This is a genomic window from Mongoliitalea sp., from assembly GCF_054166905.1.
In genome coordinates this window covers 1-16366 of sequence record NZ_JBSZCK010000037.1, presented here as the reverse complement: position 1 = coordinate 16366, position 16366 = coordinate 1, and the positions used below count along the sequence as shown (strand labels likewise).

Below are 16366 nucleotides of genomic sequence, written 5' to 3'. Positions count from 1 at the left end.
CGACCTTCTTTATGCTTTTTTGACCTTGAGTGAAGTGCCTTCTGTGCTGATTACTTTGATGGCTTCCCCTTTATCAATAAATTCACCTCTGGAGTAGGCATCATACACCTCATCATCAATTACCACTTTTCCACTTGGCATCAGTCGGGTATGGGCGATTCCTTCTTTTCCCATCAAATCGTTGGAATACAGTGTGGAGGAGTAGCCTTCTGTTCTTTTTTGAGTAGTTGCAAGAGCTATGGAGCTGAAGGCTTGCCATTGATTGACTTTAGGAGCAAAGTAGAATATCAGCCCTATGGCACAGATGGCAGCCAGAATGACTGTCAGGAGCGCAACAAATAGATCTCCAGTAGGTACAAAAGTGAAATCGAAAGCATTGTTAGGGATCATTCCTAAAGTAAGACCTGTCAGAATACCAATAATGCCCAAAACTCCAAAAATCCCAAAACCGGGTATGACAAATACTTCTACGAGCAGGAGGATGACTCCTACAATGAATATTGCAATTTCCCAATTTTCTGCAAGCCCCGTCAAGTAATAGGGGATGAAATAGAGAATAATGGCTGTAATGGAGGCAGCTAAAGGAAAGCCAACTCCCGGCGTCTGAATTTCAAAATAAATACCTGCGAAGATTACTAAAATCAAAAATCCACTCACAGCGGGATTGAGGAAAAAAGCTATGATGCTCTCCACATTGGATGTTTCGTAGCCAACAAATTCGTACTCTTCAATTCCCAATAGTTTCATAACCTCGTCCTTGTTTTTAGCTTCCCCTTCGCTGAATCCGTTTTTGATGGCTTCCGATACAGAGAATGTAATGACAGAACCTTTTTCTGTCACTCCTTCAATCTCTAAATTTTGATCCACCATAGCTTCTGCAATTTTCGGATCTCTTCCTTTGGCCTCAGCTGTACTGCGCATCATGGATCGCATGTAAGACTGATACTTGTCAGGTGCTGCGTCACCGCCTCCTCCCATGACTACCGTGGCAGCACCTATGCTTGCTCCCGGAGCCATGTAAATGCTATCACAGGCGATGGAAATCAAGGCTCCCGCTGATGCGGCATCTTTATTGATCCAAACGTGGATTGGTTTTTCAAACTCCATGACCATGGTTCGGATATCATCGGCGTCATTGACGGCACCTCCATAGGTATCCATTTCAATCAAGACAAGATCCGCGTCTTTTTTAATTGCATCTTCTAAGGCAAGTTTCACCTTCCGGTTCATCCGCGGATCGATGTTGTCATCGATTTTAAAAGTAAAGACAGTTTTTTTTGTCTGGGTGCTATCATTTACCTCCTGTGCGAGTGCAGGATTCATAATCAGGGTGGTGAAGAAAGCGAGGCAAACGAAAAATAGGTATTTCATGACTTGTGTATTTTGAATTTCAATATAGGAATTATTGATTTGCTTGTGCAAGATTCCAATGATTTAACTTTTTTTCTCACTCAATCGTTTGTAATCTTTGAAAAAACTGAGAAAAAATTAACAAAGCCAACAAAGTGGTTTCATTCTTGTAAATGATAAAATTTATCTGAAATTTGTAGCCATGAAATTAAACCATCTTATGAGACACCTTATCCTTATTGGTCTATTTTTAATTGCGTCTGTTGTTGTACAGGCATCTTCCCTTGCTTTGGTGGATTCCATCGGAATTGAGCGGGTCGGCGATAAGACCTTTATCATCCATCAGGTTTCGCAGGGAGAAACATTGTTTGGATTATCAAGAAGGTATCAGGTGGCTGTAAATGACATTGTTCAGTCCAATGAGAATCTCCAAGATGGCTTAAAAATGGGGTCAAGGGTTCGTGTACCATACGTATCCAAAGCTAGTTTGGCGCCAAATGAACAAATTCACCGAGTGGCAGCAGGGGAGACTATGTTTGCTATTTCCAGAAAATATAATGTTTCTGTTAGCGATATTTTATCCTGGAATAATCTTCAGGGTTCAGATCTAAGTGTTGGCCAGGCACTAGTGATCAAAGGTGCTGCTATAGCTCAAGCAACTCCAACTCCTGCGGCACCAACTGCCTCTACTCCGACAACTCCTCCCGCGAGTACAACTCCGGCACGAGCCAATGAGCAGGTAAATACGCCACCACCTGTTGCGGTGACACCTCCGGCAACTTCGGAGACAAGTCCTGCACCAAGAACAGAGAGCAGGCAGTCAGCTGCAACGGGTACCATTCCAGCTACTGTTCCCGGTGAATGGATTTCCCATACAGTAGAGCCAGGAGAGACGTTATTTGCTATTTCTCGTAAGTATGAAGCTTCCATGGATGATTTGATTTCTTGGAATAACTTGTCATCCAATAATTTGCAAGCTGGTCAAAAATTAAAAGTAGGCAGGACCATGGTTTCTTCAGATCAAGTGCCTGTGGTAAAAGCTACTGTACCTGTAAAAGTCAATAATGAGCGCGTAGATGCCCGCGTAGTAACCGAAGGTGCATCTGGTACTGCTGATACTTCTTTCAAAGATATCCGTGAGACAGGCTTGGCTGAGGTGATCGATGGGACAGGCAATCATAAGAAGTACCTTGTGCTTCACAGAACTGCCCCTGTCGGGACGATCATGCGTGTACGCAATGAAGAAAATGATGTAACGATTTTTGCACGTGTGGTTGGTAAGTTGCCAGATACAGGTGATAATAGTCGATTGTTGATTAAGCTTTCCAAGGCGGCATTTGATCAGTTACGGGCAGTTAATTCCCGTTTTCCTGTGGAGGTTTCTTATTAAGACTCTAACCTGTGTTTTGATTTCCCTTGAGTAGCATGTACCTTTGGGGTTCGGATTAGTGCAGCATGAATAAAGTACAACTCTTCTTTCATCATATTTTCAAATTTATTTGGAACCTCATTTTTGTGGTTTCCTATCCTGTTCTAGCCACTTTTGGGGTACTCTTGATTGCGGTTACTTGGTTGTTTTCGGCTTTGTCCCGATTATTAGCAAGTTTGAGAGGGAACAAGGAAATTGCGGAAGAAGTAGTTAGCGATTGGAAAGAATTACCCGGTACCAATGGCTTATTGGAAGGAAAGGTTTTTAAGCAAATCATGTTTGGACCAACAGGTTTTCAGATTCGGAGAAAGGACGGAGTGCCCTCCGTGCTTCATGATTATATTTTTGGATCCAAAGTGAAGTTTATTGAAACTGGATTGATTTTGGAAAAATGGAATGCCACGGACTCCAAAGATTTACCTGATTTTGATATCTGTCTGTATAATCCTGATGAGGATTCATTGACGGTACTTACCAATATTAAGTGCTTTGATTGGCACGTTGCTGAGGTACAACAAAAAGAACTTCAATTCAAATGGTTTGATGGTATTCAGGGGGGAGAAGTCAGTGTGGCTATTTAATTTATGGATATCCACGGATTTTTAGAACTTAAGTACAAAGAATACAATACGCTGGATTTTATTGGGCCTGATCCGATTTCCATTCCCCACTTGTTTACCAAAAAGCAGGATATAGAAATTGCCGGTTTTTTTGCAGCTACCTTGGCTTGGGGACAGCGGAAGACGATCATCAACAAGTGTAAAGAGTTGATGGGATTGATGGATTTTGCTCCGCATGAATTTGTAATGCATCATCAAGAGACGGATTTGAAAAAGCTACTTGCCTTCAAGCATCGTACCTTCAATGATATTGATACCCTGTATTTTGTTGAGTTTTTCAGATGGTTTTATGGCAAGCATGAGTCTTTGGAGCAAGCATTTACCATTGGCTACAGTGATGATGTAAATTGTATGGAGACCTTGCTTGGCAATTTTCATCAGTTGTTTTTTTCTTTGGAAGATGCGCCTGCCCGTACTAGAAAGCATGTGGCCACTCCTGCAAGAAAAGCCGCTTGCAAGCGGATCAATATGTTTCTTCGCTGGATGGTCCGCAAAGATCCTTCTAGGGTTGATTTTGGAATTTGGCATACCATACAACCTTCACAATTGGTCTGTCCATGTGATCTTCATGTGGATAGGGTAGGCAGGAAACTGGGATTGATCCAACGAAAGCAAACAGATTGGTTGACGGCTATGGAGCTCACAGAGCGATTGCGGGAATTTGATCCATTAGATCCTGTGAAGTATGATTTTGCCTTGTTTGGTTTGGGGGTGGAGGAGAAGTTTTAACGCACTAGCATATAAAAAAAGAACCGTCCTCGCAGACGGTTCTTTTTGATTACTACTAGTTAATCAACTAGTTAATTTTCCTGAAAGATGTCTATCGGTGTATTTTTGGCCTTTTCTACAAATGCTTTCCAGTCATTTTCCATAAATGATTTCCAAACTTCCATAGCTTCCGAAGCAGCCTCTTTCGCTTGGTCAAACAGACGCTGCTCTGTAGGACCTGGTCTGCCATAGGAAGAGCTTGCATAGCTTCTTGGAGCAAACAAGCGACTCATGGTAGTAGGGTAGAGGTTACGTACGATGCCTTGTCCCTCACGTGTAGGGCCATAGAATGCCTCACGTGTTTTGTCTAAGCCTTTCTTGGTTTCATTGGCTAGTTTGATCAATTCCTTCACTTCAGGACTCTGATCATTTCCAGCGTAAGAAATCAATTTATCAATGGTGCTTCTTGCCTCATCCAATTGACGGGTGGCTTTCATGACTTCTGCACCGAACATTTCTACTTCCTTGATAAATGCTTCTCTTGCTCTCAAATCAGCAAGATTAGCCTCAATTCTTGGATCTCCGTAGACATTGATAGAAGTTTCGCTGCTTTCGCCTCCATAGCTCATTACCAATTTGTAAGTACCGGGGATAGCAGGGCCACCGCTTGCTTCAAAGAAGCCTCTACGACCTCCTCCTTGGCCACCTCTTCCCATAGGAGTATCTGCGGCAGACTTTCTATCCAGATTCCAAATCATACGGTTTACCCCCTGTTGAGGGATGGTTTTTAGTGTACGGATTTGCTCACCTTCAGCATTGAAGATGGCAACGGTGACAGTGTCAAGCTTTTCTTTACCCGGATCGTTGATGATGAAGTGGATTCTTCCACCAAAGGCTCTGTTCTCTCCGGCATATTTGGCACTGGCGGCAAATCGCTCTCCGTGTGGCTGATGGATTTCAGCTTGATAAGCATCTGATGGTTGAATAGCCGTAATTTTTGATGCAGGTGCTTTTCCTTGGTTGCTTGCATAAGCTCTCAAAGGGCGGATATCATCCAATACATAGATAGAGCGACCAAAAGTACCGATAACCAAATCTGCTTCACGCTCTTGAATGACCATATCATAGGTAGAGTTCGCTCTTGGATAGCCATGTCTCCATTGATTCCAAGTTTTGGCATTATCAAAGCTGACATACAAGCCGAATTCAGTTCCCAAAAATACTAAATTGGGTTCTACAGGATCTTGTACGATGGACAGGGTATAGCCCCAAACTTTGGAGTCATCTGCGATGCGCTCGTAAGTATTTCCATAGTTTTTGGTTCGGTAGGCATAGGCAGAGAAATCATTGTTTCTGTAGTCATTGGCTACAATCCATGCTTCCCCTGCATCATATCTCGAAGCTTGGATCTGAGGAATCCAGCCTGCTTTCGGGAATCCGGGCATTTTAGAAGATGTATTGGTCCAGGTTTTGCCACCATCACGGGTCACTTGTACATTGCCATCATCCGTTCCCACCCAGATCACATTTGGATCAATAGGGCTAGGAGCAATGGCAAGTATGGTTGTATGATTTTCGGCGCCTGTGATATCAAATGTCAATCCACCGGTTTCTTGTTGCTTTTGTTTTTCAGGATCATTCGTAGTCAAATCAGGGGAGATGATTTCCCATGTTTCTCCACGATCTGTACTCTTATGCAAAAACTGGCTACCATAATAAATAGTCGCATCATCATGTGGACATTGTGCCAAGGCAGCATTCCAGTTGAAGCGTAGGAATACGTCTTTGTCAGGGTGTGTTGGACGGATGGTGCGCTTGTGCCCGGTCTCTTTATCAAATCTAGCCAAGTTGCCACCTTGGGACATAGAATATCCAAATCTGCTATTGGCAGGATCGGAGACTACATCAAAGCCATCTCCAAACATGATTTCTTGCCAATAGGTATTGCGGATACCATCTCTTCTCCAAACATAGGCAGGACCTACCCAGCTTCCATTATCTTGGAGTCCACCATAGATATTGTAAGGAACTTCATTATCCACATTGATATGGTACCATTGACCTACTGGGATATTTTCTGCGAAGTACCAGGTTTTGCCACCATCTCTGGTGATGTTTAACCCACCATCGTTTCCGTCAATCATCAATTTTGGGTTGTGGGGGTTGATGTACCAGGCATGGTGGTCTGGGTGTACACCTTCGTAAGTGAGTAATTGGGTAAAGCTTCTGCCACCATCTTCACTCATGCCCACACGGGAATACAGCGTGTAGATTCTATCTGCGTTTTGTGGATCTGCGTGAATTTCATAATAGTAGAATGGTCTGTCTCCGATTTCCGGTTTATCGTTGACCATTTTAAAGTTATCCCCTCCGTCCAAAGAAACGTACAAGGCATTTTTTGAAGATTCTACCAAAGCATAGATTTTATCAGAGTTGGCTTTGGAAATCGCTAAGCCCATTCTTCCCAATTCTCCTTTAGGAAGTCCGTTTTTGTCATCCAGCTTTTTCCAGTTGTCACCTCCATCAATGGTGACGAACAAACCTGAGGAAGCTCCTCCCGAATTAAAAAACCATGGATAGCGTCTATGTTCCCACATATTGACAAAAATCTTATTTGGGTTATTTGGATCCATGACCATTTCACCCACCCCTGTTTTTTGATCGATGTAGAGGATTTTTTTCCATGTTTTGCCACCGTCTGTGGTTTTGTAGACGCCTCTTTCTTCTTGTTCACCCCAAGGAGAACCGATAGCACCTACAAAAACTGTATTGGGATCATCCGGGTGCACTATGATTCGATGGATGGCTCTTGTTTTTTCCAAGCCCATCAGTTCCCAGGTTTTACCTGCATCGAGCGATCGGTAAACCCCGTATCCCAAATTGAGGGAGTTTCGTGGATTACCTTCACCTGTACCCACCCAGATGATGTTTGGGTTTTTTTGATAAATGGAGATTGCACCTATGGAGTGGACCTTTTCTTCATCGAAGATCGGCTCCCAGGTGATGCCTCCTGAGGTGGATTTCCAGATACCTCCGGATGCGGCACCTGCATAGATGATTTCGGGTTGGTCATCTACTGCGGCAATGGCTGTGATTCTACCGCTCATACCGGCAGGGCCGATGCTGCGGGCTTTCATGACCGAAAATTGGCTCATGTCCACTTGTGCCATCCCGTAGAATGGAGCTGTAAGTAAGAATGTCATTAAGAGCATTCCCGTCCATGAGCGTTTCATGATGTTGGTAAGTAGTTGTTTATTCATGCTGATTGGTTAATTTCTGTACATGAATTAAGTATTTTGAAAACTAATCCCATTCAATTTTCCCATAGAGGGAAAAAGCTATTGATAAATGGAAGAGAGAGGGCTGAAAAGAAGCATATTTCATGAGAGGTTTGGGCGGTATGACTTTTTGCTTTATTTTTCAAAAAAAAATTAAATCCTAAGAATATGATCAGAATCACAAAGCTAGCGACGCTGACGGTGCTTCTTGCTGGGTTTGTTTCCTTGCAGGTATGGGCTCAGGTGGAGCGTTGGCAGCAGAAAGCCGATTATGAAATGGCAGTGGACATGGATGTCACTACGAATACCTTCAAAGGGACCCAAAAGCTGCATTACACCAATAATTCCCCCGACACTTTGACGCGGGTATTTTATCATCTGTATTTCAATGCGTTTCAACCGAACAGCATGATGGATGTGCGTAGCCGTACCATTCCAGATCCTGATCGTAGAGTGGGTGACCGTATTTTCAATTTAAAGCCGGATGAGATCGGAATATTAAAAGCCAATTCATTGACGATGAATGGAAAGCCGGTAAAATTTCATCATGAGGAAACCATATTAGAGGTGGACTTGGTAGAGCCAATTTTGCCAAACACAACCGTTGTTTTTGAAATGGAATTTGAAGGACAGGTTCCTTTGCAGGTCAGAAGGTCAGGCAGGGATAGTGCCGAAGGTGTGCGTTTGTCAATGGCTCAGTGGTATCCTAAAATGGCTGCATATGATGTTAGAGGCTGGCATGCCAACCCATATATTGGCCGTGAGTTTTATGGAAATTTTGGAAATTTTGATGTAAAAATCACCATTGATAAGGACTATGTTTTGGGGGGTACGGGTTATTTGCAAAATGCCAATGAAATCGGTCATGGCTATCAGGACGCTGGTGTGACTGTACGAAAGCCCGCAGGGAAAACTTTGACCTGGCATTTTGTAGCTCCGGATGTACATGATTTTATGTGGGCGGCTGATCCTAAATTTACGCATGAAAAAGTGCAGATGGAGAATGGGCCTATGTTACATTTCTTGTATATCAAGTCAGATAAAACTGAGGAAAACTGGGAGAAATTGAAAGGCTACACAGCAGATGCTATGGCTTTTATGTCGGCTAATTTTGGTGAATATCCGTATAAGCAGTTCTCTGTGATTCAAGGTGGAGATGGTGGTATGGAGTATCCGATGGCTACTTTGATCACTGGTCATAGAAATTTACGCAGCTTGGTTGGTGTGACTGTGCATGAAATGATCCACATGTGGTATTATGGAGTGTTGGGCTTTAATGAGTCTTCTGAGGCTTGGCTGGATGAAGGTTTCACTACGTGGGGTACGGATATCGTGATGGATGCGGTATTCCAAAAAGCCAATGGATTTGTGGTAGATGGTAGCTATCGTTCGTATTTCCGATTGGCAGCATCCGGTAACGAAGAGCCGTTGACTACGCATGCTGATCATTATAATTTGAACTCTGCTTACGGTCCTGCTGTGTACAGCAAAGGAGCCGTATTTGTAGAGCAAATGGCGTATGTTATCGGAAAAGAAAATTTCAATAAGGCGATGTTGCGCTTGTGGAATGATTGGAAATTTAAGCATCCAACAGGCCATGATGTCATGCGGGTTTTTGAACGTGTGAGTGGCTTGGAATTGGATTGGTATTATGATTATTTCATTGCTTCTACCAAAACCATTGATTATGGTGTGAAAGCAGTAGAAGGACAAGGAGATCAAACCAAAATCACTTTAGAAAGAGTAGGGTATATGCCTATGCCTTTGGATGTGGTGGTGACATATGTGGATGGAAGTCAGGAGATGATTTATCTGCCTTTGGTTATTATGAGAGGAGAAAAGCCCGAGGAAGCCGATATGCCAAAACGTGTCATGACTGAAAAGTGGCCTTGGACGAATTATACCAAAGATGTGGTTTTAAATAAGCCGATTTCTCAAATAAAAAGCGTTGAAATTGACCCAAGCATGCGTTTGGCAGATGTCAATCGCAGCAACAATACCTTTGAAGTAAGTGTAGCTATGCCTCAGCGATAGGTTTATCGACTGAGCAGTAATTGATACACATACATCTAATCCAACCTGTCAAGGGCTCAACTCCAAAGCAGGTTGGATTTTATTTTGGGAGCTAATGAGTGTTTTACAGGAGATTTTGGACAAATAAAAAAGGTGACCGAAGGCCACCTTTTTTATTTTAATGTAGGATTCAATTATTCACTTGCATTTTTCATGTCTTGAACTTCCTTGCGGATGTCCTGAGCCAAGGTTTTCAAGTCTTGCATGCCTTTTCTAACTCTAGTTCCAGCAGCTTGGTTTCCTTTGCTGTAGAATTTGTCGAAGTCGCCCTCTAGGCTCATGATAAGATCTTTTATTTCGCTAAATCTGCTCATAATAAAAGTTAATTTTTAAGGTTGATGATAAGTTTATTTTCGGTTGAATATAGCTAAAATGTTTCTAAAACAACACTCTTAGCGTTTTTTTTGCTGTTTTTTATTCACCAAAGGACATTGCAAGCTCGGTTGTCTTGTAGTAACCGCTTACCAACTTGTCTTTTACTGCTTCAAATGCGGCGATTGTCTCGGCTACATCTTCCAAGGTATGAACCGCGGTTGGGATCAATCGGAGGATAATCATGCCTTTTGGTACTACAGGATAAATAACCACAGAACAGAAGATATTGTAATTCTCTCTTAAGTCTTTGCTTAGCGTAGCAGCCTCACCCACAGTACCATTCAATACTACTGGAGTAACCGGAGAATTGGATTTTCCGGTAGAGAATCCTTTTTCTCTCAAGCCATCACCTAAGGCATTGACGATTTTCCAAAGGTTATCTTTTAATTCAGGTTGGCTTCTCAACATGTCCAAACGCTTCAATGCACCTTCTACCAATAGCATTGGGAGGGATTTGGCGAAAATCTGGGAACGCATGTTGTATTTCAAGAAACGGATAACATCTGCATCACCTGCGATGAATGCGCCGATAGAAGCCATGGACTTGGCAAAGGTGGAGAAATATAAATCGATTTCATCCTGTACACCCTGCTCTTCTCCTGTACCTGCACCGGTTTTTCCCATGGTTCCAAATCCATGTGCATCATCTACAAGCAGTCTAAAGTCGTATTTTTTCTTCAATTCTACGATTTCTTTGAGCTTGCCTTGGTCACCGGTCATCCCGAATACACCCTCTGTAATTACCAAAATGCCACCGCCTGTTTCCTCGGCAAGTTTGGTAGCACGCTGCAATTGTTTTTCGCAGTTTTCGATATCGTTGTGAGGGAATACAAAACGCTTACCTAAATGCATGCGCAATGCATCAATGATACATGCATGACACTCGGAGTCATATACCACTACATCTTTTCTGTCCAATACAGAATCGATTACCGAAAGAATTCCCTGATAGCCGTAATTTAGAAGGTAAGAACTTTCTTTTCCTACGAATTCTGCCAACTCTCTCTCCAACTGCTCGTGCAAATCTGTCTGTCCAGACATCATTCTAGCTCCCATGGGGTATGCAGCGCCCCATTTGGCAGCAGCATCCGCATCAGCTTTCCTGATTTCAGGGTGATTGGCAAGACCGAGGTAATTGTTTAAGCTCCAGGTCAATACTTCTTTTCCTTTAAATTTCATGCGGGGAGCGATCTCTCCTTCCAATTTTGGAAAAGCAAAGTAGCCTTCTGCTAATTCAGAATGTTTGCCCAATGGGCCCAAATTCGTTTTCAGTTTTGCAAATAGATCCAAGGTATTTCGATTTTAGATGATTACAACTTCAAATTCCCCAAACTGAGGGAAAAAACCGCTCAAAAGTAATACAATAAGTTTAGCCATGCAAAAATACCGCTGGTATTTCATCCGGATGGTTTTTACAATAATTCTTTTTCATATATGTCGATTAGCAGGAAATGAACTCTTCATGACTCGGATAGTTTTAGATAATGCCGATTATTTATTTACTTCGCAAGAAATGATTTTTGTAAGCGGAAAAATCCTCCATATGAATAAAATTAAAAAACTCTTAGTAGCCAATCGGGGTGAGATAGCCCTTCGGGTGATGCGTACGGCCAAGGCCATGGGTATTCAGACTGTTGCAGTATATTCTGAAGCAGACACCCATTCACCTCATGTGAAATTTGCAGACGAGGCGGTCTGTCTAGGTCCTCCTCCATCCAATCAGTCCTATTTATTGGCGGATAAGATTATTGAGGTTTGTCAAGAGTTGGGCGTAGATGCAGTACATCCTGGATATGGATTTTTATCTGAAAATGCCAATTTTGCACGAAAAGTGACGGATGCGGGGATCATTTTTGTAGGGCCTTCTCCTCAAGCGATAGAAGTTATGGGGAGTAAATTGGCTGCTAAGCATGCGGTATCCGCTTATGGAATTCCGATGGTTCCCGGTACGGAGGATGCGATTTCTGATATTCCTTCGGCAAAAGTCAAAGCTGCTGAGATTGGTTATCCGATCTTGATCAAAGCTTCTGCTGGAGGCGGAGGTAAAGGGATGCGGGTTGTGGAGAATGAGGAGGAATTTGAAGAACAGATGAACCGTGCCATTTCCGAAGCACAGTCAGCTTTTGGTGACGGGGCTGTTTTTATTGAAAAATACATTACATCTCCTCGGCATATTGAGATTCAGGTGTTGGGAGATTTGCATGGGAATATTGTGTACTTATTTGAGCGGGAGTGTTCTGTTCAGAGAAGGCACCAAAAGGTCATAGAAGAGGCTCCTTCTGCGGTTGTTTCCCCTGAAATGCGAAAAGCTATGGGAGAAGCTGCCGTGAAGGTAGCACAGGCTTGCAATTATCATGGTGCGGGTACAGTGGAGTTTATTGTAGATGAAAAGCTTAATTTCTATTTCTTGGAAATGAATACCCGCTTGCAGGTAGAGCATCCTGTGACAGAAATGATCACAGGAAAGGATTTGGTCAAAGAGCAGTTGCTTATCGCTGAGGGGAATCCTTTGCCATTTAAGCAAGAGGATTTGACCATCCATGGACACTCATTGGAGGTTAGGGTGTATGCGGAGGATCCACGAAATAATTTCTTGCCGGATATTGGTCGATTGCAGACATATATCCGTCCGACAGGAGAGGGTGTGCGTGTGGATGATGGATTTGAGCAGGGAATGGACATTCCTATCTATTATGATCCGATGATTGCCAAGTTGATTGTGCATGATGTGGATAGAGATGCAGCTATCCAAAAGATGATCAAAGCAATTGACGAATATTACATTACTGGAATAGAGACTACCCTTAGCTTTTGCCGTTTTGTATTGGGACACGAGGCGTTTAAGAGCGGTCAGTTTGATACTAAGTTTGTTGAAAAATATTTTACTCCTGATAAGCTTGATATTCAATGGACTGAGGAAGAGTTGAAACTTTTAGCAGCAGTAGGGGTTGAATTGTACGACAGACATAAAAACAGGCTGCAGCTCAAGAGTGATGCAGGTACAAACCGAACTAAGTGGAAAAACAGGCTGATCTAATGGCTGAAATTTTACCGATTAAGGGCTGGAGATATCATGAGACTTACAGAGACCAACTAGGGCAGTTGGTCTCACCTCTTTTTGACGTGGTCTCCGACAAGCAGTGCAAGGCGCTTTATCAACAACCTTATAACAGTATTCACGTGACCGTGCCTCTAGGGGAGCAACCTGCCCGTCAGGCAGCCGAAACCTTGGAGCGTTGGAAAGCGCAGGGTATCTTATCTCAGGATCCTATTCCGGGAATCTATGTGTATTACCAATATTTCAAATTTCCCGGTCAGGAGGAGGAGTCCTGCCGTAAGGGGTTTATAGCACAGATCAAAGCGTATGATTGGGATGAAGGTGTGGTGCTTAGGCATGAGAATACCATTGCCAAATCCGTCAACGACCGCATCGAATTACTGGAGCAAAGCCAGTTTCAAAGCAGTGCTACCCATGGCTTGTATGAGGATCCCTTGCATCAGTTGGAGCCCTTGATGGATGAGGCGATTAAGTACCCTCTGTATGATTTGGAGGATTATCAAGGTGTACGAGAGGTGTTAGCTGTCATCCATGATGTGCCTACGATCAAGCGATTTTTGGAAGTGCTGGGGGATAAATCGATTGTATTGGCAGATGGGCATCATCGCTACGAGGGCGCTATACAGTACAGAAAAGCGCAAACCAAGGCCAATCCTCGACACGTAGGAAGCGAGGCCTATAATTTTCACATGATGTATTTTACAAATGCCTCATCCAAGGATTTGCGGATTCTGCCAACTCACCGCTTGGTGGATGTGCCTAATTTAGATAAGGAGAAGCTTTTGGAAAAGGCAGCGGAGTTTTTTGATATTCGGGAACTTGATGATGAGGAGGAGATTTACGAACTCATTTTACAGAAAAAATGGGCTTTTGGTTTGGTTTTTCAGGGTCATGCGTATAAAATCAAGTTGAAAGAAACTGTCCATCATGCTTGGAAGGCTGATTTCCCTGAGACGATCAAAGGTTTAGATTTGGTGGTATTGCATTATTTCTTTTTGGATAAGGTGTTGGGGATGCCTTATGATGAGCAACGATTTTCTGAACAGATTCGGTATGAGCGGAATTTGCATAAATGCTTGGCCTCGGTAGCACAAGGACAAGCTTCATTGGCATTAATTACCAAGGATGTGCCTATGAAGCAAGTGTTGGAGGTATGTAAGAGTGGCTACACGATGCCTCAAAAATCTACTTATTTTTATCCCAAAACATTATCCGGATTGCTATTTGCGTCCGTTAAACAGGAGGAATTTGAGTTTCCTTATGATGCGTACAAAGTATGATAGATTTAGCAGGTAGAAAGATAATTTTAGCTTCCCAGTCTCCTAGGAGAAAAGAGTTGTTGGCTAGGTTGGATATTCCGTTTGAAGTCCATGTGAAGGATACAGATGAGTCATTTCCCAGTGAGTTGCCGGTGGAGGATGTAGCCTACTTTTTAGCAAAAAAGAAAGCTGCTGCTTTTTTGGAAGAGTTGGATGAGGACAGTCTTTTGATTGCAGCTGATACGGTGGTGGTGGTACGTGGAAAGGTGCTGAATAAACCTGCCACCCGAGAAGAGGCTTTGGAGATGTTACGGCTTTTGTCGGGTGCTGCACATGAAGTATTTACTGGAGTGGCATTTGCTTACAAGGGTAAGATTTATGCAGATATGGATAGTGCAAAGGTTTATTTCCGTAAGTTGGAACTAGATGAGATGGAATATTATGTAGATCGCTATAGGCCTTTTGATAAGGCGGGAGCTTATGGTATTCAGGAGTGGATTGGCTATGTTGGAGTAGAAAAAATTGAGGGCTCATTTTATACGGTGATGGGTTTGCCGGTGCACTTGGTGTATGGGTGGATAAAACGATTGATTATTACTCACAGATAAAATAGATTAAGCGGATTTAACGCAGATTTTATTTTAATGATAAAAGGGTTTGAAGATTGATTTGATTTAGATTAATTAGGGTTGAGCATTGATTTTGTGCCTTCGAGTCTTAGTGGCATCTTCAAAATAAACGTTTAAGTTGGGGTTGAGGCTTTTTTTTGGGAGGAGTTGAGGTTATTTTTAGTGTATAAATTCTTTTTTATGAAAACGTTAGTCTTGAAAAATGATTTGCTCGGTAAAACTCCCATCATTCGGATTGAGTTTGCATATGACTTTGATTTGAAGGAAATCGTCAAGCAGTTTCCAGGGTGTAGTTGGGATACGAAGAAGAAGGTTTGGTGGGTGACTTACCATGAAAACAGATTGTCGGAGCTTATGGATTTTTTTAAGGGAAAAGTTTGGTTAGACTATTCCAATTTGAAGAAGGTAAGTTTGCCTAAAGTCCATCCTGAGTTGCCTGAACTTTCGGAAATACTTCAAGTAGAGGTAAAAAAGTTTGAGATTTGGATGAAGAATAAGCGCTACAGTGACAGTACTGTAAAGACCTATCGTGATGCTGTTTCTATATTTTTACGGTTTTTGGATAATCGGTTGATTGAGGAAATTGTCAATGATGATCTGGAGAGATTTAATAAGGAATATATTTTAGCGCGAGGTTACTCGAGTTCCTATCAGAATCAGGTGGTTAATGGCATCAAGTTATTTTTTCAAAATAGAAGAGGTATCAAATTCAATCCAGAAATAGTCTATAGACCGAAAAGGGAGAAGCTATTGCCAAACGTGTTGAGTAAAGAGGAGGTGTCCAAGATATTGGGGGCTCCTAAAAATTTAAAACATCGATTGATGCTCATGTTTTTGTATGCATGTGGCCTTAGAAGGGGAGAGTTAATTGCGTTAAAGTTTGAGCATATTCAGAGAGAAAGGGGCTTGCTTTTGGTAAAACAAGCAAAAGGGAAAAAGGATCGGGTGGTCACATTACCTGCTCCATTGGTTGTAGAGCTAGAAAAATATTATAGAGCCTATAGGCCTAAAGAGTACATATTTGAAGGACAACATGGTGGTCCTTACAGTGAAAAAAGTTTGGCTGAGGTTTTAAAAAATGCGGTAAAAAAAGCTGGGATAAAAAAGCCGGTGACTCCCCATTGGTTGAGGCATTCATATGCTACCCATTTACTAGAAAGAGGCACTGACCTGCGGTATATTCAAGAGCTATTGGGTCATAATAGTAGTAAGACGACGGAGATTTATACCCATGTGAGTAGGAAGTCTCTTCAGCAGATAGTAAGTCCTTTAGAAGATTTAGATTTATAGTTGGAAAAACCAGACTTATTTCTTAAAATTGGTAAACTAAGTCTGGTTTTTCCAGACAGACATATAAGTTATCGGTTAGTGTAGAAACCCAAAATACCGGCAATATAATCAGGAAAAAGGCTAAATTCGCAACTAAAATAATATTAGAATTAGTAATGACGACAGAATCTCAAAATATCGAATTCAAAGTAACTTGGAAGGATGAATACCTGAAATGGATTTGCGGTTTTGCAAATGCTTCTGGTGGAACTATTTTTATTGGAAAAGATGACACGGGTAATGTTGTTGACTTAATAG

Annotated in this window: 13 protein-coding genes; 9 read left to right on the top strand and 4 right to left on the bottom strand. The window is 42.3% G+C overall.

From position 1 onward, the window contains the following. Positions 1-9: 9 nt before the first annotated feature. A complete protein-coding gene (locus ACXIUD_RS13570) occupies positions 10-1371 on the bottom strand; it encodes an NfeD family protein (protein WP_458053184.1) in 1362 nt (453 codons plus the stop codon). A 199-nt stretch (positions 1372-1570) separates the two neighbouring features. Between ACXIUD_RS13570 and ACXIUD_RS13565 the strand changes: the two genes are divergently transcribed. From ACXIUD_RS13565 to ACXIUD_RS13555, 3 genes are all read left to right on the top strand, one after another. After that, complete coding sequence (locus ACXIUD_RS13565; protein WP_458053183.1) at positions 1571-2740, top strand: LysM peptidoglycan-binding domain-containing protein; 1170 nt, start codon at positions 1571-1573, stop codon at positions 2738-2740. Between the two features lie 65 nt (positions 2741-2805). Further along, complete coding sequence (locus ACXIUD_RS13560; protein ID WP_458053182.1) at positions 2806-3360, top strand: hypothetical protein; 555 nt, start codon at positions 2806-2808, stop codon at positions 3358-3360. Positions 3361-3363: 3 nt separating this feature from the next. After that, a complete protein-coding gene (locus tag ACXIUD_RS13555; RefSeq protein WP_458053181.1) occupies positions 3364-4128 on the top strand; it encodes a TIGR02757 family protein in 765 nt (254 codons plus the stop codon). 71 nt (positions 4129-4199) lie between these two features. On the opposite strand, the gene ACXIUD_RS13550 is transcribed toward ACXIUD_RS13555, so the two are convergent. Next, positions 4200-7310 carry a WD40/YVTN/BNR-like repeat-containing protein gene (locus tag ACXIUD_RS13550; protein ID WP_458053251.1) on the bottom strand — a complete coding sequence of 1037 codons (3111 nt, stop codon included), beginning with the start codon at positions 7308-7310 and terminating at the stop codon, positions 4200-4202. Positions 7311-7553: 243 nt separating this feature from the next. Here ACXIUD_RS13550 and ACXIUD_RS13545 point away from each other — a divergent pair, with 243 nt between their 5' ends. Then, complete coding sequence (locus ACXIUD_RS13545; RefSeq protein ID WP_458053180.1) at positions 7554-9419, top strand: M1 family metallopeptidase; 1866 nt, start codon at positions 7554-7556, stop codon at positions 9417-9419. A gap of 173 nt (positions 9420-9592) precedes the next feature. Here the strand turns inward: ACXIUD_RS13545 and ACXIUD_RS13540 are convergent, their stop codons facing one another. Both ACXIUD_RS13540 and ACXIUD_RS13535 read right to left on the bottom strand, forming a co-directional pair. Continuing rightward, positions 9593-9772: a histone H1 gene (locus ACXIUD_RS13540; RefSeq protein ID WP_189578910.1), complete on the bottom strand. Its 180-nt coding sequence runs from the start codon at positions 9770-9772 to the stop codon at positions 9593-9595. 100 nt (positions 9773-9872) lie between these two features. Further along, on the bottom strand, positions 9873-11123 hold the full coding sequence (locus tag ACXIUD_RS13535; protein WP_458053179.1) for an aminotransferase class I/II-fold pyridoxal phosphate-dependent enzyme: 1251 nt from the start codon (positions 11121-11123) through the stop codon (positions 9873-9875). 253 nt (positions 11124-11376) lie between these two features. Here ACXIUD_RS13535 and ACXIUD_RS13530 point away from each other — a divergent pair, with 253 nt between their 5' ends. The 5 genes from ACXIUD_RS13530 to ACXIUD_RS13510 all read left to right on the top strand — a co-directional run. Next, the gene (locus ACXIUD_RS13530) at positions 11377-12870 is read left to right on the top strand and encodes an acetyl-CoA carboxylase biotin carboxylase subunit (protein ID WP_458053178.1); all 1494 of its coding nucleotides are present in this window, start codon (positions 11377-11379) and stop codon (positions 12868-12870) included. Next, the gene (locus ACXIUD_RS13525; RefSeq protein WP_458053177.1) at positions 12870-14171 is read left to right on the top strand and encodes a DUF1015 domain-containing protein; all 1302 of its coding nucleotides are present in this window, start codon (positions 12870-12872) and stop codon (positions 14169-14171) included. The genes ACXIUD_RS13530 and ACXIUD_RS13525 overlap by 1 nt, the downstream gene beginning before the upstream one ends. Continuing rightward, the gene (locus tag ACXIUD_RS13520) at positions 14168-14758 is read left to right on the top strand and encodes a Maf family nucleotide pyrophosphatase (protein ID WP_458053176.1); all 591 of its coding nucleotides are present in this window, start codon (positions 14168-14170) and stop codon (positions 14756-14758) included. The genes ACXIUD_RS13525 and ACXIUD_RS13520 overlap by 4 nt, the downstream gene beginning before the upstream one ends. A gap of 201 nt (positions 14759-14959) precedes the next feature. Next, complete coding sequence (gene xerA, locus ACXIUD_RS13515) at positions 14960-16069, top strand: site-specific tyrosine recombinase/integron integrase (RefSeq protein WP_458053175.1); 1110 nt, start codon at positions 14960-14962, stop codon at positions 16067-16069. A gap of 155 nt (positions 16070-16224) precedes the next feature. After that, positions 16225-16366, top strand: a 142-nt coding sequence (locus ACXIUD_RS13510; protein ID WP_458053250.1) for an AlbA family DNA-binding domain-containing protein, incomplete at its 3' end; no start/stop codon positions are given.

Coding starts and splice junctions, on each gene's coding strand:
- ACXIUD_RS13570 (WP_458053184.1), bottom strand. CDS start 1,371: ATGAAATACCTATTTTTCGTTTGCCTCGCTTTCTTCACCACCCTGATT.
- ACXIUD_RS13565 (WP_458053183.1), top strand. CDS start 1,571: ATGAGACACCTTATCCTTATTGGTCTATTTTTAATTGCGTCTGTTGTT.
- ACXIUD_RS13560 (WP_458053182.1), top strand. CDS start 2,806: ATGAATAAAGTACAACTCTTCTTTCATCATATTTTCAAATTTATTTGG.
- ACXIUD_RS13555 (WP_458053181.1), top strand. CDS start 3,364: ATGGATATCCACGGATTTTTAGAACTTAAGTACAAAGAATACAATACG.
- ACXIUD_RS13550 (WP_458053251.1), bottom strand. CDS start 7,310: ATGACATTCTTACTTACAGCTCCATTCTACGGGATGGCACAAGTGGAC.
- ACXIUD_RS13545 (WP_458053180.1), top strand. CDS start 7,554: ATGATCAGAATCACAAAGCTAGCGACGCTGACGGTGCTTCTTGCTGGG.
- ACXIUD_RS13540 (WP_189578910.1), bottom strand. CDS start 9,772: ATGAGCAGATTTAGCGAAATAAAAGATCTTATCATGAGCCTAGAGGGC.
- ACXIUD_RS13530 (WP_458053178.1), top strand. CDS start 11,377: ATGAATAAAATTAAAAAACTCTTAGTAGCCAATCGGGGTGAGATAGCC.
- ACXIUD_RS13525 (WP_458053177.1), top strand. CDS start 12,870: ATGGCTGAAATTTTACCGATTAAGGGCTGGAGATATCATGAGACTTAC.
- ACXIUD_RS13520 (WP_458053176.1), top strand. CDS start 14,168: ATGATAGATTTAGCAGGTAGAAAGATAATTTTAGCTTCCCAGTCTCCT.
- xerA (WP_458053175.1), top strand. CDS start 14,960: ATGAAAACGTTAGTCTTGAAAAATGATTTGCTCGGTAAAACTCCCATC.